16 protein-coding genes and 1 tRNA gene are annotated in these 21,235 nt (G+C 64.6%); 12 read left to right on the top strand and 5 right to left on the bottom strand.

Going from position 1 to position 21,235, the window contains the following annotated elements; genetic code table 11:
* Window positions 1-42: 42 nt before the first annotated feature.
* Window positions 43-717 carry a C40 family peptidase gene (locus AC4BAR_RS05760; protein ID WP_490626846.1) on the top strand — a complete coding sequence of 225 codons (675 nt, stop codon included), beginning with the start codon at window positions 43-45 and terminating at the stop codon, window positions 715-717.
* A gap of 15 nt (window positions 718-732) precedes the next feature.
* Here AC4BAR_RS05760 and alaS read toward each other — a convergent pair whose 3' ends face one another.
* A complete protein-coding gene (gene alaS / locus AC4BAR_RS05755) occupies window positions 733-3,357 on the bottom strand; it encodes an alanine--tRNA ligase (protein ID WP_490626845.1) in 2,625 nt (874 codons plus the stop codon).
* Window positions 3,358-3,572: 215 nt separating this feature from the next.
* On the opposite strand from alaS, the gene AC4BAR_RS05750 reads away from it, so the two are divergent.
* The 3 genes from AC4BAR_RS05750 (at window position 3,573) to AC4BAR_RS05740 (ending at window position 7,423) form a co-directional block, all read left to right on the top strand.
* Window positions 3,573-5,051, top strand: coding sequence for an NAD-dependent succinate-semialdehyde dehydrogenase (locus AC4BAR_RS05750; protein ID WP_490626844.1), 1,479 nt, complete (start codon window positions 3,573-3,575; stop codon window positions 5,049-5,051).
* A gap of 35 nt (window positions 5,052-5,086) precedes the next feature.
* A tRNA-Gly gene (locus AC4BAR_RS05745) sits at window positions 5,087-5,160 on the top strand.
* A gap of 472 nt (window positions 5,161-5,632) precedes the next feature.
* Window positions 5,633-7,423, top strand: a complete 1,791-nt coding sequence (locus AC4BAR_RS05740) for a type IV pilus assembly protein FimV (RefSeq protein ID WP_490626843.1) — start codon at window positions 5,633-5,635, stop codon at window positions 7,421-7,423.
* 97 nt (window positions 7,424-7,520) lie between these two features.
* On the opposite strand, the gene AC4BAR_RS05735 is transcribed toward AC4BAR_RS05740, so the two are convergent.
* Both AC4BAR_RS05735 and AC4BAR_RS05730 read right to left on the bottom strand, forming a co-directional pair.
* Window positions 7,521-8,159: a CoA transferase subunit B gene (locus AC4BAR_RS05735; RefSeq protein ID WP_490626842.1), complete on the bottom strand. Its 639-nt coding sequence runs from the start codon at window positions 8,157-8,159 to the stop codon at window positions 7,521-7,523.
* A 2-nt stretch (window positions 8,160-8,161) separates the two neighbouring features.
* The gene (locus tag AC4BAR_RS05730; RefSeq protein ID WP_490626841.1) at window positions 8,162-8,869 is read right to left on the bottom strand and encodes a CoA transferase subunit A; all 708 of its coding nucleotides are present in this window, start codon (window positions 8,867-8,869) and stop codon (window positions 8,162-8,164) included.
* A 63-nt stretch (window positions 8,870-8,932) separates the two neighbouring features.
* Between AC4BAR_RS05730 and AC4BAR_RS05725 the strand changes: the two genes are divergently transcribed.
* Window positions 8,933-9,517, top strand: a complete 585-nt coding sequence (locus AC4BAR_RS05725) for a LuxR C-terminal-related transcriptional regulator (RefSeq protein WP_490626840.1) — start codon at window positions 8,933-8,935, stop codon at window positions 9,515-9,517.
* 7 nt (window positions 9,518-9,524) lie between these two features.
* Here the strand turns inward: AC4BAR_RS05725 and AC4BAR_RS05720 are convergent, their stop codons facing one another.
* The gene (locus AC4BAR_RS05720; RefSeq protein WP_490626839.1) at window positions 9,525-9,908 is read right to left on the bottom strand and encodes a carboxymuconolactone decarboxylase family protein; all 384 of its coding nucleotides are present in this window, start codon (window positions 9,906-9,908) and stop codon (window positions 9,525-9,527) included.
* 92 nt (window positions 9,909-10,000) lie between these two features.
* The gene (katG, locus tag AC4BAR_RS05715) at window positions 10,001-12,211 is read right to left on the bottom strand and encodes a catalase/peroxidase HPI (protein WP_490626838.1); all 2,211 of its coding nucleotides are present in this window, start codon (window positions 12,209-12,211) and stop codon (window positions 10,001-10,003) included.
* Between the two features lie 207 nt (window positions 12,212-12,418).
* Between katG and AC4BAR_RS05710 the strand changes: the two genes are divergently transcribed.
* The 7 genes from AC4BAR_RS05710 to AC4BAR_RS05680 all read left to right on the top strand — a co-directional run bounded on the left by AC4BAR_RS05710 (window position 12,419) and on the right by AC4BAR_RS05680 (window position 21,230).
* A complete protein-coding gene (locus AC4BAR_RS05710) occupies window positions 12,419-12,991 on the top strand; it encodes a peroxidase-related enzyme (RefSeq protein ID WP_490626837.1) in 573 nt (190 codons plus the stop codon).
* 204 nt (window positions 12,992-13,195) lie between these two features.
* Window positions 13,196-14,221 carry a methyltransferase gene (locus AC4BAR_RS05705; RefSeq protein WP_490626836.1) on the top strand — a complete coding sequence of 342 codons (1,026 nt, stop codon included), beginning with the start codon at window positions 13,196-13,198 and terminating at the stop codon, window positions 14,219-14,221.
* 41 nt (window positions 14,222-14,262) lie between these two features.
* Complete coding sequence (locus tag AC4BAR_RS05700; protein ID WP_490626835.1) at window positions 14,263-14,712, top strand: SRPBCC domain-containing protein; 450 nt, start codon at window positions 14,263-14,265, stop codon at window positions 14,710-14,712.
* Window positions 14,713-14,805: 93 nt separating this feature from the next.
* The gene (locus AC4BAR_RS05695; RefSeq protein ID WP_490626834.1) at window positions 14,806-15,252 is read left to right on the top strand and encodes an SRPBCC family protein; all 447 of its coding nucleotides are present in this window, start codon (window positions 14,806-14,808) and stop codon (window positions 15,250-15,252) included.
* Window position 15,253: 1 nt separating this feature from the next.
* Window positions 15,254-15,583: a divalent-cation tolerance protein CutA gene (cutA, locus tag AC4BAR_RS05690; RefSeq protein ID WP_490626833.1), complete on the top strand. Its 330-nt coding sequence runs from the start codon at window positions 15,254-15,256 to the stop codon at window positions 15,581-15,583.
* Window positions 15,584-15,798: 215 nt separating this feature from the next.
* Window positions 15,799-16,821, top strand: coding sequence for a diguanylate cyclase (locus tag AC4BAR_RS05685; RefSeq protein WP_490626832.1), 1,023 nt, complete (start codon window positions 15,799-15,801; stop codon window positions 16,819-16,821).
* Complete coding sequence (locus AC4BAR_RS05680) at window positions 16,803-21,230, top strand: PAS domain S-box protein (RefSeq protein WP_490626831.1); 4,428 nt, start codon at window positions 16,803-16,805, stop codon at window positions 21,228-21,230. Before AC4BAR_RS05685 ends, AC4BAR_RS05680 begins: the two co-directional genes overlap by 19 nt.
* The last annotated feature ends 5 nt before the right edge of the window (window positions 21,231-21,235 follow it).

The following is a 21,235-nucleotide window of genomic DNA, read 5'->3' as shown; positions in this document are numbered from 1 at the left end:
TAATTCATTGAAAAAGCCGCGCGGCGCGGTTAAGGTGCTGGCATGTCTGGTCTGCCCCCCTCATTGCGCACCGTGTGGATACCGGTGCTGCTGGCACTGGCCGCAGCCCCGGCGCTGGCCGCCGAGCCTGACGCCATGGAGCTGTGGTTGCGTGGCCTGGAGCGGCCGGCCGCTGCGCCACGCGCGCCTGCGATGGCCACTCACCAACCCGACGAGCTGGAACTGCTGCTGCAAAACCGCGGCCTGTTGCGCCCGCCCAGCGGCTTTGTGCTGCCCTCGGGCGCCGACAAGGCCACCGAGATGGTGGTGGCGGCCATGGGCTTTTTGGGCCGGCCTTACACCTGGGGCGGCAGCGACTGGCAGACCGGTTTCGATTGCAGCGGTTTTGTGCAGGCCATCCACCGCCAGTCGGCAGGGGTGCGGTTGCCGCGCAGCGCGGCCGAACAGGCGGCGGCCACCGTGGCCATCGAGCGCAACGAACTGATGCCCGGCGACCTGGTGTTCTTCAACACCGGCCACCGCGAGTTCAGCCATGTGGGCATTTACGTGGGCGATCACCGTTTCATCCACGCCCCCACCGCCGGCAGCGCCATTCGCATGGCCGATTTGCGGCTGGAATACTGGGACAGCCGTTTCAATGGCGCCCGGCGTGTGCCCGCATTGGAGCGGGCACCGGGCAGCCTGGCCCTCAGCGTCCCGGCCGCCGTGGCGCGCTGAAGGCCGCGCCCGGCCTCAGAGCTTGGCGCCCACCCAGCCGGCTACAGAGGCCAGCGCGCTGCCCAGCTGGCTGGCATCGGTGCCACCGGCCATTGCAAAGTCGGGCTTGCCGCCGCCCTTGCCGCCCACCTGTTGGGCCACAAAGTTGGCCAGCTCACCGGCCTTGACTTTGCCAATGCTGTCGGCGGTCACACCGGCGGCGATCTGCACCTTGCCGCCGTCCACAGCGGCCAGCACGATGGCGGCGGTTTTCAGCTTGTCCTTGAGCTTGTCCACCGTCTCGCGCAGCGATTTGGCGTCGGCGCTGTCGAGGCGGGCCGCCAGCACCTTCAGGCCACCGACATCGACCGCGCTGGCCACCAGCTCGTCGCCCTGGGCCGAAGCCAGCTTGCCCTTCAGCGCGGTGATTTCCTTTTCCAGCTGGCGCACCTGGTCCAGCACCTGGGCCAGGCGATCGCCCAGCTCGGTGGGCGGTGCCTTCAAGGCCTGGGCGGCCTGGCCCACGGTGGCCTCCAGCTGCTGCAAATAGGCCAGCGCGTTGGCACCGGTGATGGCCTCGATGCGGCGCACGCCCGCGGCCACGCCGCCTTCGCTGCTGACCTTGAACAGGCCGATGTCACCGGTGCGGCTCACGTGGGTGCCGCCGCACAGCTCGCGGCTGGAGCCGATGTCCAGCACCCGCACGGTTTCGCCGTACTTCTCACCGAACAGCATCGTGGCGCCGGTTTTCTGCGCCGACTCGATGTCCATCAGCCGGGCCTGGGTGGCGGCGTTGGCCAGGATTTCGTCGTTGACACGGCGCTCGATCTCGGCGATCTGCTGCGGCGTGACCGGTGCGTTGTGGGTGAAGTCGAAACGGGTCTTGTCGGCGTCGACCAGGCTGCCCTTTTGCTGCACATGGTCACCCAGCACTTCGCGCAAGGCCTTGTGCATCAAATGGGTCACCGAGTGGTTGCGCACCGTGGCCGCACGCAACGGCAGGCTCACCTGGGCCGTCACATGGTCGCCCACGGCCAGCGTGCCGGTGGCCAGCACGCCGTGGTGGCCAAACACATCGGCCTTGACCTTTTGCGTGTCGGCCACCTCGAAGCAGGCCGAGCCGCTGGTCAACTGGCCCTGGTCGCCCACCTGGCCGCCGCTCTCGGCGTAGAAGGGGGTGGTGTCCAGCACCACCACGCCGCTCTGCCCGGCCTTCAGCACCGCGCTGGGCGTGCCGTCCAGGTACAGCGCCACCACCTTGGCAGGGGCCTGCAGCACCTCGTAGCCGACGAATTGGTTGGCCGCGCCGGTGTAGTCCAGCGCCTTGTCCATCTTGAACTTGCCGGCGGCGCGGGCCTGGGCTTTTTGTTTGTCCATCGCCAGCTTGAAGCCGGCCTCGTCCACCGACAGGCCGCGCTCGCGGCAGACGTCGGCCGACAAATCCAGCGGGAAGCCGTAGGTGTCGTGCAGCTTGAAGGCCACATCACCAGGCAGCACGGCCTGGCCGCCGGCCAGCGCCGCGTCCAGGATGTCCATGCCGGTGGCCAGGGTCTCGAAGAAGCGATCTTCCTCGGTTTTCAACACGGCCATGATGCGTTCGCCATCGCTTTTCAGCTTGGGGTAGGCGTCGCCCATCAGCGCCACCAGGTCGGGCACCAGCTTGTGGAAGAACGGCGACTTCTTGCCCAGCTTGTAGCCGTGACGGATGGCGCGGCGCACGATGCGGCGCTGCACATAGCCGCGGCCTTCGTTGCTGGGGATCACGCCGTCGGCCACCAGGAAGGCGGTGGCGCGGATGTGGTCGGCGATCACCCGCAGGCTCTTGTTGCCCAGGTCTTTCTCGCCGGTCTCGCGCGATGCAGCCTTGATCAGCGCGTCGAAGATGTCGATCTCGTAGTTGCTGTGCACATGCTGCAGGATGGCGGCCAGGCGTTCCAGGCCCATGCCGGTGTCCACGCAGGGTGCGGGCAGCGGCGTGACGGCGCCGGTCTCGTCCATGTTGAACTGCATGAACACGTTGTTCCAGATCTCGATGAAGCGGTCGCCGTCTTCGTCGGGGCTGCCGGGCGGGCCGCCGGGGATGTGGGCACCGTGGTCGTAGAAGATCTCGCTGCAGGGGCCGCAGGGGCCGGTGTCGGCCATCATCCAGAAGTTGTCGGACTTGTAGCGGCCGCCCTTGTTGTCGCCGATGCGGATCACGCGCTCGGGCGGCAGGCCGATTTCCTTGGTCCAGATGTCGTAGGCCTCGTCGTCTTCGAGGTAGACCGTGGCCAGCAGGCGCTCGGGTGGCAGCTTGTAGACCTCGGTCAGCAGCTCCCAGGCCCACTTCAGGCTTTCGCGCTTGAAGTAGTCGCCAAAGCTCCAGTTGCCCAGCATCTCGAAGAAGGTGTGGTGGCGGGCGGTGTAGCCCACGTTCTCCAGGTCGTTGTGTTTGCCGCCGGCGCGCAGGCACGACTGCACCGAAGCCGCACGCACATAGGGCCGCTTGTCGGTGCCCAGGAACACGTCCTTGAACTGCACCATGCCGGAGTTGGTGAACATCAGCGTGGGGTCGTTGCCCGGCACCAGGCTGCTGGACGCCACCACGGTGTGGCCCCGGGCGGCAAAGAAATCGAGGAAGGTCTTGCGGATTTCGGCGACGGAAAAGGTGGGATTGCTCATGGTGGGCCAGCGGTTGTCCCGGTGCGGCGGCGTGCCGCGCAACACAGGCAAAGGGCCTGTGCGGGATAGCCCGAGATTATAGGTTTGGCAACCTGTCGCGCGGGTGCAGCGGCCAGCGCCCCAAACCGCTATCCTTGGCCGCTGTTTTCCGGGCCCTTGCGCCTGGACGCGGGGGCCGAGCGGCCGCCTGCCCCACCCCTCACGGAGACCCCACCATGGACATGAAAACCTCGCCGCTGGCGCTGCTGAAAGACCCGACGCTGCTGAAGACCGACGGCCTGATCAACGGCGCCTGGCTGGCTGGACCGAGCCGCTTTGGTGTGTTTGACCCCGCCACCGGCCAGCACCTGGCCGACGTGGCCAACCTCCGGCCGGCCGAGGCCGAACAAGCGATTGCCGCCGCCAACGCCGCCTGGCCGGCCTGGCGCAGCCAGACCGGCAAGCAACGCCATGCGGTGCTGATGCGCTGGTTTCAGTTGCTGGTGGAACACGCCGACGACCTGGCCCGCATCCTCACCGCCGAGCAGGGCAAGCCGCTGGCCGAGGCCCGTGGAGAAATCATTTATGGCGCCAGCTTCGTGGAATGGTTTGCCGAAGAGGCCAAGCGCGTCAACGGCGAAACCCTGCCGCCCTTTGACAACAACCGCCGCCTGCTGGTGCTGAAGCAGCCCATCGGCGTCTGCGCCGCCATCACACCGTGGAACTTCCCGCTGGCCATGATCACCCGCAAGGTGGCGCCAGCGCTGGCCGCCGGCTGCCCGGTGGTCATCAAGCCCGCCGAGCTGACGCCGCTGACCGCCCTCGCCGCCGCCGAATTGGCGGTGCGCGCCGGCATCCCGGCCGGGGTGCTGAACGTGATCACCGCCGACAGCGCCAACTCGATCGCCGCCGGCAAGGTGTTCTGCGCCAGCGATGTGGTGCGCCACATCAGCTTCACCGGCAGCACCGAGGTCGGCCGCATCCTGATGGCGCAGAGCGCGCCGTCGGTGAAAAAGCTGTCGCTGGAGTTGGGTGGCAACGCGCCCTTCATCGTCTTCGACGACGCCGACATCGACAGCGCGGTCGACGGCGCCATGGCCAGCAAGTACCGCAACGCCGGCCAGACCTGCGTCTGCGCCAACCGCCTCTATGTGCAGGACGGCGTGTACGACGCTTTTGTGGACAAGTTCGCCGCCAAAGTGCGGGGCCTGAAGGTCGGCAACGGCTTCGACGCCGGGGTGGCCCAGGGCCCATTGATCGAGGACGCGGCGGTCGACAAGGTGCAGCGCCATGTGGAAGACGCCGTGGCCCAGGGCGGCCGGCTGGTGGTGGGCGGGAAGCGCCTGCCCGGCCAGTTCTTTGAGCCCACCGTGATTGCCGACGCCAGCGCCGGCATGCTGTGTGCCCGCGAGGAAACCTTCGGCCCGCTGGCCCCGGTGTTCCGCTTCCACACCGAGCAAGAGGCGATTGACGCCGCCAACAACACCGAATTCGGCCTGGCCAGCTATTTTTACAGCCGCGACGTCGGCCGCATCTTCCGTGTGGCCGAGGCGCTGGAGTACGGCATGGTGGGCATCAACGCCGGCGTGATCGCCACCGAGCATGTGCCCTTTGGTGGTGTCAAGCAGTCGGGACTGGGCCGCGAAGGCTCACGCCACGGCATGGACGAGTACCTGGAAATGAAGTACCTGTGCCTGGGCGACGTTCAGCGCTGAGGCCGTCCCTATAATCTGCGCTGCCTCAGGGTCATGCGGGTGTAGTTCAATGGCAGAACGGCAGCTTCCCAAGCTTCATACGAGGGTTCGATTCCCTTCACCCGCTCCAAGCGCCTGAACCAGGCCATGGCCCGTCGCTGACCCTGGCAGGGTGGCTGCGGTCAAAAACCGACCCACGGGTTACCTAAGCGACTCTGTCGATTAAAGCGGTTTGTCCGCTCCGATTCAGTTTCAGCCGTTAAGGTCGGATGGATTGGTACTTGACGGTACTGACCCTGGTTGCAGGCCTGGCATCTTCCACAAAATCCTACCAAGGAACGAGGAATCCCCCCTCGGCATGGCGTGTGCTTGTGTTAGCTTCTGGTGAACCCGACAAAATTTGTAAAACTCTGAAACCCGTTGAAGCGTGGCGTGGTCCAATCTGGCAAACACCTGCTCTCATGGAATGCGCAGCTCCTTGTGAATTGACATGCACTCCGCTTTGCCCTTGACCGCCCACGGGAACCATGAATAAAAACAGCGTCGTTTTCCGCCTGTGTGTGCTGGTCGTTCTTGGAACGGTTGGTACGGCGGCGTCGGCCATGTCCCTGGGCAAGGTGCGCGGCGACCTGCTGATTGGCCAGCGGCTGGACCTCAGCGTTCCTGTGTCTCTGGAAAGCGCGGAGCCCTTGGCGGCCTCTTGTTTCAGCGTGGAGATCTACCACGCCGACACCCGCCTCTCGGAAGGCCAGATCAGCCTGTCGGTCGAGGCGGGCAATGACCCGCTGGCGGCCTTGTTGCGCATCCGATCGCCAGTGGCCGTCAACGAGCCGGTGGTGACGCTGGTCGTTAAAGCGTCATGCGGCGCGGAAACCACCCGCCGCTACACGCTGCTGCCTGACGTGCCCGCCCCCAATGTGCCCGTGGTCGAGGGCCCAGCTCTCCAGCCCGCGGCCACGGCCTCGGCGCCCTCGCTGCCCCTGGCCAGTCCCGCCAGGGCGGCCCCGCCTTCGAACAACACCAGCGCGGCCGTACCGCTGGCCTCGCCGACCGCCAAAAAGGCCCCTGCCAGCGTGCCGCGCAAGCGCCCTCCGGCACCGCCCAAGGTGTTGGCCGAGGTGGCCAAGCCCTCGGCAGCTGCCAGCGCCCTGCCCTTTCCCTCCAAAGCGCCGGTCACACCGCCCCCGACACAGGCCGGCCGGCTGAAGCTGGACCTGATCGACGCTGCACCCGCGGCCGGGCGTTCCGCATCGGCGGCGGTGGCAGCAAGCGCTTTGGCCGCCGCGCCGACGGCGCTGGGCAAGGACGTCGAAGTGACCCGCTCGCTCAACGAGGTGATTGCCGACGAAGCCCGGCTGCGCGCCTTGGAGGCCAAGATCCAGACCCTGGTCGAACTGAATACCAGCAATCAGGCGGCGGTTGCCGCGATGAGAAGCCGCTTGGAGTTGGCGGAGGGTGAGCGTTACAACAACCCCTTGGTGTACGCGCTGGGGGCGGCCTTGTTGCTGGCCGCAGCGGCCTTTGTGGTCCAGCGTCGCCGCCAGGCCCTCGACCAGCGGCATTGGGCCGGCGAGAACACCACCTTTGGCCTGACCAATTTCCCCAGTTCTTTCCTGAACGCCGAGACCGGGACCTCTGATTTGCCGGAGCAGCCCGATTCCGCCAGAACAGGCCCCGCCAGTAAGCCTGCCGCACCGCTGGCCTCGAAACAACCGGCGCCGACCACACCGCCGACGTTCAAGCGGGCGCCGGTGGCACCCGCAGCCAAAGCCGTTGATGTGCCTGACTTCTTCCTCAACAGCATCAGCAGCACGCTGCATTCGGTGAGCACAGAGGAATTGTTTGACATCCAGCGTCAGGCCGACTTCTTCGTGGTGCTGGGCCAGCACGACAAGGCCATCGACCTGTTGCTCGACCACATCGAGAAAAATCCCGACACCAGCCCGCTGGCCTACCTGGACCTGTTGGCCATCTACCACCAGCAGGACAACCGGGCCTTGTTTGATCGCCTGCGCGAAGACATTCGGAAGAACTTCCGCGTGCAAATTCCGGCTTTCGACCAGTTCACCGAAAAGGGACGTTCCCTGATGGACTACCCCGACACCTTGGCCCAGATCAGCCGGGCCTGGCCACGGCCCGAAGTGTTGGCGCTGATCGAAGAACTGGTGTTCAGCGACCCTTTCCAACCTCAGGGCGACATGTTTGAGGTGGAAGCCTACCGCGACCTGATGCTGCTGTTCGCGGTGGCCAGAGGTTTGCTCACCGGCGTGGTCAGTGAACCGCTGCGTCAGTCCGGCATGCCGGCAGGGTCGCCACCGGTGGCACTGGACATCGACCTCAGCGACCAGCTGAAGCTGCTTGACAACGAGCCTTCGAAGCGCCCCCCCGCCTGACGGTTTGCGCGCCCTCCTCGGCGCTGTCTGTGGATGAAAAAAAACGCCCGCCGCGGCAGCACCGGGCGGGCGTTGGTGTTGGTGGGGCCTGGTTGGCTTAGCGCAAGGTCACACCGGTCTTCGACTGGATGAACTCGCGGGTCACGCCCGGCGCCAGTTCAACCAGCGTCAGGCCTTCGGGGGTGACGTCCATCACACCCAGGTCGGTGATGATGCGGTCGACCACGCCCACGCCGGTCAGCGGCAGCGTGCAGGCCGGCAGGATCTTCAGGTCCTCGCTGCCGTCCTTCTTCTTGGCCACATGCTCCATCAGCACGATCACGCGCTTGACGCCGGCCACCAGGTCCATCGCGCCACCCATGCCCTTGACCATCTTGCCCGGGATCATCCAGTTGGCCAGATCGCCTTGTTCACTGACCTGCATCGCGCCCAGGATGGACAAATTGATCTTGCCGCCGCGGATCATCGCGAAGCTGTCGTGGCTGCCAAAGATGCTGCTGCCCTGGATGGTGGTGACGGTTTGTTTGCCGGCGTTGATCAGGTCGGCGTCGACCTCGTCCTCGGTCGGGAAGGGGCCGATGCCCAGCATGCCGTTTTCGCTCTGCAGCCAGACCTCCTTGTCGGCCGGCACGAAGTTGGCCACCAGCGTGGGAATGCCAATGCCAAGGTTGACGTAGAAACCGTCTTCCAGCTCGTGGGCGGCCCGTGCCGCCATTTGATCTTGGGACCAGGCCATGTTCACACCCCCGCCTTCTCAGTGATGGTTCGTTTCTCGATGCGTTTTTCAGGATTCGGGTTGTGCACGATGCGGTGCACGTAAATGCCGGGCAGGTGCACCTGGTCGGGCGGGATGGCGCCGGTTTCCACAATCTCTTCGACCTCCACGATGCAGACCTTGCCGGCCATGGCCACCGCCGGGTTGAAGTTGCGCGCCGTCAGGCGGAACTGCAGGTTGCCCGACTTGTCGGCCCGGTGCGCCTTGACCAGCGACACCGCCGGCACCAGCGAACGCTCCATCACATAGGTCTCACCGTCGAACTCGCGCAGCTCCTTGCCGTCGGCCACGATGGTGCCCACGCCGGTCTTGGTGAAAAAGGCCGGGATGCCGGCGCCGCCGGCGCGCAGCTTTTCGGCCAGCGTGCCCTGGGGCGTGAACTCCAGCGCCAGTTCACCGGCCAGGTACTGGCGCTCGAACTCCTTGTTCTCGCCCACGTAGCTGGAAATCATCTTCTTGATCTGCCGGGTTTCCAGCAGCTTGCCCAGGCCGAAGCCGTCGACACCGGCGTTGTTGGAAATCACGGTGAGGTTTTGCACGCCGCTGTCGCGCAGCGCGTCAATCAGCGCCTCGGGAATGCCACACAGGCCAAAGCCGCCCACGGCCATCAGTTGGCCGTCTTGCACCACGCCGGCGAGCGCGGCCGTGGCAGAGGGAAAAATCTTGTTCACGAAAGGGTCTCCTTGCGAATGAGCCTGAACGATACTACGTAGTGGACTACGTAGTATTTCGTAATGGAAGCACCGGACATCGATTACCGCCTGGCCTTTGACCTCAACCCCATCGGCCTGGTGTTGTCCAACAACCGGCAGATTGTGGACTGCAACCAGCGCCTGTGCGAAATGTTCGGTGCCACAGCCAAGCAATTGGTGGGCCAGTCGTTTCTGGTGTTGTACCCCAGCGCCGCCGAATACCAGCGCACCGGCGAGCGCATCACGCCCATCATGAACACCCGTGGCAACTACGCCGACGACCGCATCATGAAGCGGCTGGATGGCCGCTTCAAGGGCGAAACCTTCTGGTGCCATGTGACCGGCCGGGCGCTGGACCGCAACCGCCCGCTGGGCCCCGGGATCTGGACCTTTGAAGACCTCAGCGAGCGCCGGCCGGTGACCGCCGCGCTGACCCCGCGCGAACGCGAGGTGGCCACGCTGCTGACCGACGGTCAGACCTCCAAGGAGATTGGCCGCACACTGGGCGTGAGCCACCGCACGGTGGAGGTTTACCGGGCCCGGCTGATGAAGGCCTACAAGGCCGGCACCACCGCCGAGCTGGTCAACAAACTGCTGGCCGGCGGTCAGTCACTGGCCAAGCCGTAACGCCAACTCAAACGACCTTGGGCGGCTCCACCACCTCGGCGGCGCTGCGAAAGGCCTCCACTGCCGCCGGAAAACCGCAATACACGGTGGCGTGCAGCAACACCTCCTGGATTTCCTTGACCGTGGCGCCGTTGTTCAGCGCGCCGCGGATGTGGCCTTTCAGCTCGGTCTGCCGGCCCAGCGCGGTGAGCATGGCCACCGTCACCAGGCTGCGGGTCTTCAGGTCCAGCCCGTCGCGCTGCCACACCGTGCCCCAGGCGTTGCGTGTCACGTACTCCTGCAGCGGCTCGGAAAACGGCGTCATGCCGTCAAAGGCCTTGGCCACAAAGGCCTCACCCATCACCGCGGTGCGTTGGGCCAGGCCGGCTTCGAATTGCGCGTCTTTGTTCATGTTTTTTCTCCAGCCCGGCAGCTTACCCAAACTCGCCGGGGCACAAAAAAGCCCGGCCGAGGCCGGGCTTGGGGGATGGACCCTGGCGGGCCTCAGGCCAGGTCGAAACGGTCGGCGTTCATCACCTTGGTCCAGGCAGCCACAAAGTCGTTGACGAACTTGCCCTGGGCGTCGCTGGTGGCATAGACCTCGGCCAGCGCGCGCAGCTGCGAATTGGAGCCGAACACCAGGTCCACCACGGTGCCAGTCCACTTCAGCGCACCAGTTTGGCGGTCACGGCCTTCCAGCACCTGGGCGTCGGCCGCCGAGCGCTTCCACTGGGTGCGCATGTCCAGCAGGTTGACAAAGAAGTCGTTGCTCAGCGTCTCCGGCCGGGCGGTGAACACGCCGTGTGCGGCCTGGCCCACGTTGGCGTTGAGCGCGCGCAGGCCGCCCACCAGCACCGTCATTTCGGGGGCGCTGAGGCCCAGCAGCTGGGCCTTGTCCACCAGCAACTCGGCCTGGGCCGCTGCCAGACCCGGCTTGACGAAGTTGCGGAAGCCATCGGCCTGCGGCTCCAGCACCGCAAAAGACTCCACGTCAGTCTGCTCCTGGCTGGCGTCGGTGCGGCCCGGCGCAAAGGGCACGCTCACGTCCTGGCCGGCCTTTTTGGCCGCGGCTTCCACCGCCGCGCCGCCGGCCAGCACGATCAGATCGGCCAGCGAAATCTTCTTGCCGCCGATGGCCGACGCATTGAAGTGCTTCTGGATGCCGTCCAGCACCGCCAGCACCTTGGCCAGTTGCGCCGGTTGGTTGGCCTCCCAGTTCTTTTGCGGCGCCAGGCGGATGCGGGCCCCGTTGGCACCGCCTCGCTTGTCGCTGCCCCGGAAGGTGGAGGCCGAAGCCCAGGCCGTGCCCACCAGCTCGGCGATCGACAGTCCGGAGGCCAGCACCTGGGCCTTCAGCGCCGCCACGTCGCTGGCGTCCACCAGCGGGTGGTTGACGCCGGGCACCGGGTCTTGCCAGATCAGCGCCTCTTGCGGCACCAGCTTGCCCAGGTAGCGGGCGCGTGGGCCCATGTCGCGGTGGGTCAGCTTGAACCAGGCGCGGGCAAAGGCGTCGTGGAAGGCCTGCGGGTCCTTGTGAAAGCGGCGCGAAATCTTCTCGTAGGCCGGGTCGAAGCGCAGCGACAAATCGGCCGTGGTCATCATCGGCGGGTGCTTTTTGCTCGGGTCGTGGGCATCGGGAATCAGGTGCTCGGGCTTGCAGTTCTTGGGCGTCCACTGGTGGGCGCCGGCCGGGCTCTTGCTCAGCTCCCATTCGTAACCCAGCAGCATGTCGAAGTAACCCATGTCCCACTTGGTCGGGTTGGGTTTCCAGGCGCCTTCAATGCCGCTGGTGATGGCGTCGCCGCCTTTGCCGCTGCCGTGGCGGCTGATCCAGCCAAAGCCCTGGGCCTCGATGGGCGCACCTTCGGGTTCGGGGCCGCAGTTGGAATCGGGCGCGGCGCCATGGGCCTTGCCGAAGGTGTGGCCGCCGGCCACCAGCGCCACGGTTTCCTCGTCGTCCATGGCCATGCGGGCAAAGGTGTCACGCACGTCGCGGCCCGAGGCCACCGGGTCGGGGTTGCCGTCCGGACCCTGCGGGTTCACATAGATCAAACCCATCTGCACTGCGCCCAGCGGCTTGGCCAGTTCGCGATCGCCCGAGTAGCGGCTGTTAGGTTTGTCGCTGGTGGCCAGCCATTCGGCCTCGGGGCCCCAGTAGGTGTCTTCTTCCGGTGCCCAGATGTCGGGCCGGCCACCGCCGAAACCAAAGGTCTTGAAGCCCATGGAGTCCATGGCCACGTTGCCGGCCAGCACCAGCAGGTCGGCCCAGGACAGCTTGCGGCCGTACTTCTGCTTGATGGGCCACAGCAGGCGGCGGGCCTTATCGAGGTTGCCGTTGTCGGGCCAGCTGTTCAGCGGGGCGAAGCGCTGGTTGCCAGTGCCAGCACCACCGCGGCCGTCGTGGATGCGGTAGGTGCCGGCGGCGTGCCAGGTCATGCGCACGAACAGGCCACCGTAGTGGCCCCAGTCGGCCGGCCACCAGTCTTGCGAATCGGTCATCAGCGCACGCAGGTCGGCCACCACCGCGTCCAGGTCCAGCGTCTTGAATTCCTTGGCGTAGTCAAAGTCGGCGCCCATGGGGTTGGACTCGTTGCCATGCTGGTGCAGGATTTTCAGGTTCAGCTGATTCGGCCACCAGCCGGCATTGCCGCGTGTGCCGGTCACAGCGTTGGGGGCGGCATGGGCGCCGAATGGGCACTTGGCTTCTGTGGACAAGATGATCTCCTTGGTTGTTGGAATGGCTGACCGAGTGCAGTCTAGGGCGTCCCCTCCCATCCATCAACATGGTTTTGCCAATGACCCCGATAGCCGGCCACTCGCGGGGCTGCGGTGACGATTCGGGGGCCGTCCGATGGCAGTACGATGACAACCGATCACCGGCCTTGCCGCCACGAAGACCCGCCCCACGACATTGGAGACCCCATGAGCCGCTACCCCTTCCCAGACCTGAACAGCCTGCCCGACGACATCAAGACCCAGGTGCTGGCGGTGCAGGAAAAAGCCGGCTTCATCCCCAACGTGTTTCTGGCGCTGGCGCGCCGCCCCGCCGAGTGGCGGGCCTTCTTCGCCTACCACGACGCGCTGATGCTCAAGGAGGATGGCAGCCTCAGCAAGGGCGATCGCGAGATGATCGTCACCACCACCAGCGCGGCCAACCAGTGCCTTTACTGTGTGGTCGCCCATGGCGCGCTGTTGCGCATCTACGAGAAGAAGCCGTTGGTGGCCGACCAGGTGGCGGTGAACCACCGCAAGGCCGACATCAGCCCCCGCCAGAAAGCCATGCTGGACTTTGCGATGAAGGTCTGCAACGCCTCGGCCGAGATCACCGATGCCGACATCGACGCCCTGCACGCCCATGGCTTCAGCGACGAAGACGCCTGGGACATCGCCGCCATCACCGCCTTCTTCGGCCTGTCCAACCGCATGGCCAGTTTCAGCGGCATGCAACCGAATCCGGAGTTCTACCTGATGGGCCGGGTGCCCAAGCAGAAGTGAGGCCGCCGTCGACCGCCTGAAGAGGCGGTCGCAGACCCGGCCAATTGACATCGGTGCGGCCCGTCCTCAGAATGCCCTTAGCGCAATCCAGGTGAGGCCCGCTCGGCTGAGGCGCACTCATCCACGGTCGAAGCCATTCAGCGTTAAGCGCGACCTGCCTCGTTGTGACAGCCACGGTTCAGCATTGACCTGGAAGGAAACGACATGAATGAGCCGCTCGACCCCACCCCCATCATGCAAACGGTCACGGCCTTCTGGGCCTCCAAGGTGCTGTTGACAGCGGTGGAACTGGATGTGTTCACCACCCTGGCCGACCGCCCGGCAACAGCCGCGGAACTGGGTAGCACGCTGGGTCTGCACCCGCGTGGCACCTTCGACTTCTTCGATGCGCTGGTGGCCTTGAAGTTTCTGCAGCGCGACGGCGATGGGCCGGCAGGCCGTTACCGAAACACACCTGAAACTGGCGCTTTCCTGAACCAGAAAAGCCCTGCCTACATCGGTGGCCTGGCGCACATGCTGAACAGCCGCCTCTTTGGCTTCTGGAACCACCTGGGGACGGCGCTGAAAACAGGCCAGCCACAGAACGAGATGAAGAACGGCGGCAAAGGCATGTTCGAAGAGCTTTATGCCGACGAGGCCAGGCTGGGCCAGTTCCTCGAAGCCATGACGGGGTTTCAGGCCGGCAACTTCAAGCTGTTGGCGGAGAAGTTCGATTTTTCCCGGTACCAGACGGTCTGCGATGTCGGCGGGGCGCTGGCCCTGCTGTCACGCATCGTGGGCGGTCGCCACCCCCACCTGCGCCTGGCCAGCTTTGACCTGCCAGTGGTCAGGCCCCATGCCGAGCAGCATGTCAAGGCCGCCGGCCTCGACGGTCGGATCGCGGTGGTGTCCGGTGACTTCTTCAAAGACCCACTGCCCAAGGCCGACGTCGTGACCATGGGCAACATCCTGCACGACTGGAATCTGGAGAAGAAGAAAATCCTCATCCAGAAAGCCTACGAGGCGCTGCCTGCGGGAGGGGCCTTGATCGCCATCGAAAACGTCATCGACGATGCACGCCGGGAAAACGCCTTCGGCCTGCTGATGTCGCTGAACATGCTGATTGAATTCGGCGACGCCTTTGACTACACAGCCCAGGATTTCCGCAACTGGTGTGGCGAGGCCGGCTTCCAGCGTTTTGAGTTCATCCCGCTGGCGGGCCCGACCAGCGCGGCCATCGCCTACAAGTGAGCGGCGGCCCGGCCCCTCCCCCATTCCTCCCCCAATTCACCATGGACAACGCCAGTTTCTTCACCCAACGCCGCCTGCCCCAGACCACGCCCGCGCAGGTGTTCGCCGCCTTTGCCGATCCCACGCGGCTGGCCCGCTGGTGGGGGCCGGCGGGGTTCAGCAACCGCTTTCAGGTGTTCGAGTTCCAGCCCGGCGGGCGCTGGGAGTTTGTGATGGTGGGCCCGGACGGCACCGAGTACGCCAACCGCAGCGTGTTTGCTGAACTGCGCCCGCCACAGCGTGTCGTCATCGAACACCGCTCACAGCCGCACTTCACCCTGACGGTGGTGCTCACCGCCGAAGGCCCCGACACCGTGATTGCCTGGACCCAGGCCTTCGAGAGTGCCAGCGTGGCGCAAAGCGTGCGCCACATCGTGGAGCCGGCCAATGAGGAAAACCTCGACCGGCTGCAGACCGTGCTGGGCTCCCCCGGGCTTGTGCCAAATCGTTGACAGCCGCGGGTTTTTGTCTGCGCAGGGGGCGCTGCACTTCCCTTACCATGGCCTGCGAAACAGCGGGTAGTCGTCCGCGCCAAGGAATGTTTCATGCCCAACAACACCGTCCGTTTTCACCGCGTGCTGCGCGCCCCTGCCGAACGCATTTACCGTGCCTTTCTGGACCCCGGCGCCATGGCCAAATGGCTGCCGCCGTTCGGCTTCACCTGCCATGTGGAGCACATGACGCCCGAGGTGGGCGGCAGCTTCCGGATGGCGTTCACCCAGTTCGGCACCGGCCACAGCCATGCTTTTGGCGGCACTTACCACGAGCTGCTGCCCTCGTCCTGCATCCGCTACAGCTCGCTGTTCGATGACCCGCACCTGCCGGGTGAGATGCTGACCACCGTCACCCTCACCGAGGTGTCTTGTGGCACCGAGGTGAACATCGTGCAGGAGGGCATTCCGGTGGTGATTCCACTGGAAGCCTGCCACCTGGGCTGGCAGGAGTCGCTGGTGCAGCTGGCCCAACTGGTGGAAGCCAGCAGTCCGGCCTGACATGGCAGCCGCCGACGCACTCGCCGTGGTCACCACCCTGCCCACCCGGGAACAGGCCCTTGCGCTGGGCCGGACCTTGGTGGAGCAGCGGCTGGTGGCCTGCGCCCAGGTGTCGGCCATCGACAGCGTCTACCGCTGGGATGGCGCCATTCAACAGGAAGCAGAATTCCAGCTGGTGTGCAAGACCACAGCCGGCCAGTGGACTTTGGTCGAACAGGCCATTTTGGCCCAGCACCCCTACCAACTGCCAGCGATACACGCGTTGCCAGTGGCCAGAATCCACGCCCCCTACGGTGACTGGGTTGCCTCTCAGGTGATCCCCAAGCCCTGATTGCCCTCCTCGGGCCATGCCCGAGCGAGCTTGTGACCCCGCACAAGGTCTGTTGCAAGGCCAGGCCCCCTTGGCGGGGCAAAGGTGTCCAGGCGTCCCGCTGTGGTTTCACCACAGCCAGGCTGCCGCCATTCAAGTCTGTGCCCAACGCACCGATAACACCGACACAGGCACGTCCAGGATGTGCCATCCCCCACAACACAGAACAACACCACATGACGCCCCAACCCAAAATTCTGCTGGTTGACGATCAACCCGGGATGATTCAGGTCATGGCCAAAGCGCTGTCCAACGTGGGGCAACTGACCTTCGCCACGTCCGGCCAGGCCGCATTGGACCAGGCAAGGAACACACGCCCCGATCTGATCCTGCTCGACGCCGAAATGCCGGGGATGACCGGTTACGAGGTCTGCGTGGCCCTGAAAAAGGATGTCACCCTGGCCAACATCCCCGTGATTTTTGTCACAAGCCACAAGGACCAGGAACACGAGTTGCGTGGTTTGGACCTGGGCGCCGCGGATTTCCTGTCCAAACCGGTCAGCGAGCCCCTGCTGCTGGCACGGGTGAAAACCCAGTTGCACATCAAACACCTGACCGACGAATTGCGTCGCATGGCCTTGATCGATGCGCTGACCGAAACCACGAATCGACGGGGTTTCGATGCGGCCCTGACGCAGGAGTGGCTTCGCTGCCAGCGCGCCGGGGATCCCATCGCCTTGCTGATGGTGGATGTGGACCATTTCAAGAACTACAACGACCACTATGGCCATCCGGCCGGTGATGCCAGTCTGCGCCAGATCGCCATGGCGATGCGGCAGTCGGTCATGAGGCCTGCGGACCTGGTGGCACGCTTCGGCGGTGAGGAATTCGCCGTGTTGCTGCCGCACACCGGCCAAGAGGGTGCCATGCACGTGGCGGCCAAAATGCTGGAGGCCGTGACCGCGCTGCAAATTCCCCATGCGACGTCGCCGGTCGCCAGCCACGTCACGGTCAGCATTGGCGTGGCCTGCCAAGACCACCTGCTGGCCATCCCCGGAGATGAGGCCGTTGACGCCGGGTTCGACCGCGACATCCAGGCCAGCGACCTGATCCAGGCGGCCGACAGCGCGCTCTACATGGCCAAAGCCGCCGGCCGGGCCCGGGCATGCTTCCAGCCCGTGACGCGCCACCGCCCGGCGTCACCGGCGCCCCAATTGGTGCACCTTTCATCCACGCCACCATGCCGACTGAGCGCCTGAATCGACCCAGGCTCGTGCCTTGGGTCGGCGGCATTACGCTGCTGCTGGGCCTGCTGGTGACCGCGTTCAGTGCCTGGTGGCGATTCCAGGCCAACCAGAACGAGGCGCAGCGGCATTTCGACACCATGGCGTTGGAAGTGACCGACCGCATCAAAGAAAGAATGGCGCGGTACGAATACGGTCTGCGTGGTGGCCGCGGCGCCGTCGTGGCAAACCCCAACCGCATCACCAGACAGGATTTCAAAGCCTACAGCTTGACCCGGGATCTCCCGATCGAGTTCCCTGGCGCCCATGGTTTTGGCCTGATATACCGCGTGCCCAAGCAGGACCAAGCCCGCTTTGAGCGTGCCGCCCGAATTGACGATTGGCCATCGTTCGCCGTCCGGCAGTTGGAGCCACACGACGGCGACCGCTTTGTGATCCAGTACATCGAGCCCATCGAGCCGAATCGCGCCGCGGTCGGCCTCGATGTGGCCTCTGAGCCCAACCGCCGCGAGGCGGCGCTGCAGTCGGCGCAGACGGGCAGGGCCACCCTCACCGCACCCATCACGCTGGTTCAGGCCTCCGGGCTGGCCATGCGCTCCTTTCTGCTGATGCTGCCGGTGTACAACACCGACCAGCCCAGCCAACTCGCCGAGGAGCGACTGTCCCAAACCATTGCGTGGAGTTACGCGGCCCTGGTGACGGACGAGGTGCTGAAAGACCTGTTCAAAGACCCCCAGCGTTTCAAGCTGACCTTGCAAGACAAGGGCTCACCAGAGCAGCAGCCCTTTTTCCAGATGGCCGAGGGTGGCGTCTCGCCCGACGTCCTGCCACAGAAGCGGATGGAGTTGCCCATCTTCGGCCGTACCTGGGTGGCCACAGTGACGGCCACACCGCAGTTCATGGCCTCGCTGAGGCTTCAGTCACCGATTCAGGTCGGGTTGACGGCGGGGCTGATCACGGTGCTCCTGGCCGCGGTGGCCACCATGCTGGCCCAACTTCGCGAAAAGTCCCGCCGCCAGCGGCTGGATCAAGCCCGGCGCGCCGCCCTTGTGGAGTCGTCTGACGACGCCATCATCAGCCTGACATTGGACGGCCAGATCACGGACTGGAACGACGGTGCCGAACGCCTGTTCGGCTACTCTGGCACCGAAGCGATCGGTCAGTTCGTCAAGTTCCTCTTGCTACCGCCGGAGTTGGAAGCGGAAGAGGACAAGCTGGCCGCTGCGGCGAAGGCAGGCAAACGCCACAGTCCACTGGAAACCAAACGCCGCCATCGATCGGGTGAACTGATCGATGTGTCCATCACCACCGCACCCATCCAGGGGGAAAACGGGGATTGTGTCGGTTACACGAAGTTCCTGCGTGACATCCGTCAGAGCATCGAGGACCGAAACCGCCTGGCCAGCATGAATGCCTCCCTCGAGGCCTTGGTGCTGGAGCGCACCGAACAACTCCGTGCCACCAGCCACGACCTGCGTGCGGTTTTGGATGCCGTGCCGTCCATGATTGGCTATTGGGACCATGACCTCGTCAATCGCATGGCCAATCAGGCCTACGCCAAATGGTTTGGTGTGGACCACGAGCAGCTGCCGGGGCGGACCATGTCCAGCCTGCTCGGGGCAACCTTGTTTGAAAAGAACCGCGTTCACATTGAAGCCGCGCTGCGTGGCGAAGCGCAAACGTTCGAGCGGTCCATCCCCAGGCCGGATGGTCAGGGCAATCGCCATTCCCTGGCACATTACCTGCCAGACATTGTGGACGGCCAGGTGCGGGGTTTTTATGTGCTGGTTCACGACGTCAGCGAATTGGTAGAGAGCCGGCAGGCTTTGGCCCGCTCCCTGGAGGAGAATGACCAGCTCCTGCTGCGTGCCGAACTGGCGCGCAAGGAAACAGAAACCGCGCACCGCTTTCTGCGCCAAGTGACGGACAAGCTTCCCTTGTCCATCGCTTACCTCGACCAGGAACTGCGTTACCGCTTTGTCAACTCGGCCTTCTGCCGCCAGCTGGGGCTGGCCAAAAAGGACCTGCTTGGTCATGCCGCATCGGATGTGGACAGTGCCAACGGGCGCGAGCTCGCAGAACGTTTTGCAGACGGCATTGCGAGCCAGGGGCTCACGTTTGAGTCCTCTGTGGAGCAGCGCATCCAGGAAGTTCGCCTGGTGCCTGATTTGGACGAAGACCACAGGACAAACGGTCTGTTCTCCATTGGCACCGACATCACGGAGCGCAAGGCGTTCGAGAACAACCTCAAGCGCACCCTGACCCTGTTGAACTCGGTTTTGGCGACGTCCACCCAGGTGGCCATTGTGGCCGTCGATCCGGAGGGAATGATCAACCTGTTCAACCGGGGGGCCGAAAACATGCTCGGGTACAGAGCAGAGGATGTGGTGGGGCGCTTGCCAGGACGTGTGTTGTTGGACAAAGAACAACTCTCGCAAAGGGCGACCGAGCTCGGCAAGCGACTGGGCAGAACAGTCCGGGGAGCGTATGTGCTGACGGAAGCCGAGTACTTGAATCGGCCCATGGAATGGAACTATGTGCACAAGGACGGGCACAAAGTCCCCGTGTCACTGGGCATGACCGCCATCACCGACAGCGCTGGTGTGCTGCTGGGCTACCTGGCCGTGGCACACGACATCAGTGAGCGCAAAAAGTACGAGGCTTCGCTGCGCCATGCGGTGCAAAAATCGGAGGCGGCCAACCTGGCCAAAAGCCGATTCCTGGCCAACATGAGCCATGACATACGCACACCCATGAACGCGGTGATCGGCCTGACCCATGTGCTGGAGAAAACCCGGTTGGACGCCAACCAGGCCGATTTGCTGCAAAAAATGAAGCTGTCCAGCCAATCCTTGCTGAACCTGCTCAACGACGTGCTGGACCTGTCCAAAATCGAGGCTGAGGAAATGCACCTCGAAAGGCGACCGTTTGCCCTGTGCGGCCTGCTGAAGAAGGTCGAAAACCTCTTTCGGGTCCAGGCTGAAACGAAGCGCCTTCGGTTGGACTTGGTTCTCTCTGACGACATGCCCTGCCATGTCCGTGGGGATGAGACCCGGCTCCAGCAGATTCTGCACAACCTGTTGGGCAACGCCATCAAATTCACGGACCATGGCACCGTGAGACTGAGCGCCCAGGTGCTGCGCAACGACGGGATGCGTGCGTTGCTGCAATTCAGTGTCAAGGACACCGGTATCGGTATTGCAAGCGATGTCCTGCCCAAGCTTTTCGCCCCTTTCGTCCAAGCCGATTCCACCACCACCCGGCGCTTCGGCGGCACGGGCCTGGGGCTGTCCATCGTCAAAGAGCTGGTGACCATGATGGGCGGTCAGGTCCATGTGACCAGCACCCCGCACAGTGGCAGCGAATTCACGGTCGAGTTGGAAATGCCCTTGTGCATGCCGGGTGAGGTGTCAGACAACGCAGCGACGGACGGCGACAGCGGATCCGTCGACATCCGGAATGTGCGGGTGCTGGTGGCTGACGACAGCAAGATCAACCTGGAGGTGGCACGGCGCATCCTCGAGCACGAAGGCGCCATCGTCACATTGGTGGACAACGGTCAACAGGCCGTCGACGCCCTCGCCAACCCGGATGCCCGCTTCGATTTGGTGTTGATGGACGTGCAAATGCCGGTGTTGGATGGCTGCGATGCCACCCGCCGCATCCGCAGCGGTCTGGGACTCCAGGCTCTCCCCATCGTGGCGCTCACCGCGGGAAACACCACCAGCGAGCGTTCTCGGGCCCTGGCGTCGGGCATGGACGATGTGCTGGCCAAGCCCTTTGACCCGGACCATTTGGTGCAGGTCATGGGCAAACACCTGAAGCGGCACATCGCCGCCCGCACCGACCAGACCAAGCATGGCGACGCCTGGCCATCCCTTGAAGGCATTGACATGCCGGTGGTGAGAAACCGGCTCAAGGGAGACCTTGCCCTTTTCCGCACGCTGTTGCGCAACCTGATGGACGAACTGTCAGCCCTGTTCAACAAACAGGCGGTCGACGGCCCAACACCTGCGCTGGCCGCACAATTGCACAGCCTCAAGGGTTGTGCGGGCACCTTGGGTGCTGACGCCCTTTACAGCGTCACCGCTCGCGCGGAAACCGTTTGCCTGACCCAGGATGTGGCTTCGTTCCCGTCCGTTCTGAGGGAATTGCGCGAGGAGCAAAGCCGGCTGCAGTCGCTGGTGTCAGGGTTCTTGAATGTCCAGGAACGGTGGGAGGACTCCGCGGAGCCCATGGATCCCAAGTCCCTGTCCCATTTGCTGGACCAGTTGCGCTCAGCCGATCTGGCAGCCATCGAATCCTTCAAGTCGCTTGCACCCCAGCTGCGTCACAAGCTCGGACCGTCGTCATTCGAGAGAGTTCGCCAACACATCGACAACCTGGAGTTCTCCGAGGTGGCACAGGCACTGGCAACCTGCTGAGCCGA

This window comes from Rhodoferax sp. SPJ4 (assembly GCF_058216275.1).
This window is presented reverse-complemented; position numbering and strand designations above follow the sequence as displayed.

What these genes read in the sequence shown, in the direction of transcription:
- AC4BAR_RS05760 (WP_490626846.1), top strand. Translation starts at nt 43, where the DNA reads ATGTCTGGTCTGCCCCCCTCATTGCGCACCGTGTGGATACCGGTGCTG.
- alaS (WP_490626845.1), bottom strand. Translation starts at nt 3,357, where the DNA reads ATGAGCAATCCCACCTTTTCCGTCGCCGAAATCCGCAAGACCTTCCTC.
- AC4BAR_RS05750 (WP_490626844.1), top strand. Translation starts at nt 3,573, where the DNA reads ATGGACATGAAAACCTCGCCGCTGGCGCTGCTGAAAGACCCGACGCTG.
- AC4BAR_RS05740 (WP_490626843.1), top strand. Translation starts at nt 5,633, where the DNA reads ATGTCCCTGGGCAAGGTGCGCGGCGACCTGCTGATTGGCCAGCGGCTG.
- AC4BAR_RS05735 (WP_490626842.1), bottom strand. Translation starts at nt 8,159, where the DNA reads ATGGCCTGGTCCCAAGATCAAATGGCGGCACGGGCCGCCCACGAGCTG.
- AC4BAR_RS05725 (WP_490626840.1), top strand. Translation starts at nt 8,933, where the DNA reads ATGGAAGCACCGGACATCGATTACCGCCTGGCCTTTGACCTCAACCCC.
- AC4BAR_RS05720 (WP_490626839.1), bottom strand. Translation starts at nt 9,908, where the DNA reads ATGAACAAAGACGCGCAATTCGAAGCCGGCCTGGCCCAACGCACCGCG.
- AC4BAR_RS05710 (WP_490626837.1), top strand. Translation starts at nt 12,419, where the DNA reads ATGAGCCGCTACCCCTTCCCAGACCTGAACAGCCTGCCCGACGACATC.
- AC4BAR_RS05705 (WP_490626836.1), top strand. Translation starts at nt 13,196, where the DNA reads ATGAATGAGCCGCTCGACCCCACCCCCATCATGCAAACGGTCACGGCC.
- AC4BAR_RS05700 (WP_490626835.1), top strand. Translation starts at nt 14,263, where the DNA reads ATGGACAACGCCAGTTTCTTCACCCAACGCCGCCTGCCCCAGACCACG.
- AC4BAR_RS05695 (WP_490626834.1), top strand. Translation starts at nt 14,806, where the DNA reads ATGCCCAACAACACCGTCCGTTTTCACCGCGTGCTGCGCGCCCCTGCC.
- cutA (WP_490626833.1), top strand. Translation starts at nt 15,254, where the DNA reads ATGGCAGCCGCCGACGCACTCGCCGTGGTCACCACCCTGCCCACCCGG.
- AC4BAR_RS05685 (WP_490626832.1), top strand. Translation starts at nt 15,799, where the DNA reads ATGACGCCCCAACCCAAAATTCTGCTGGTTGACGATCAACCCGGGATG.
- AC4BAR_RS05680 (WP_490626831.1), top strand. Translation starts at nt 16,803, where the DNA reads ATGCCGACTGAGCGCCTGAATCGACCCAGGCTCGTGCCTTGGGTCGGC.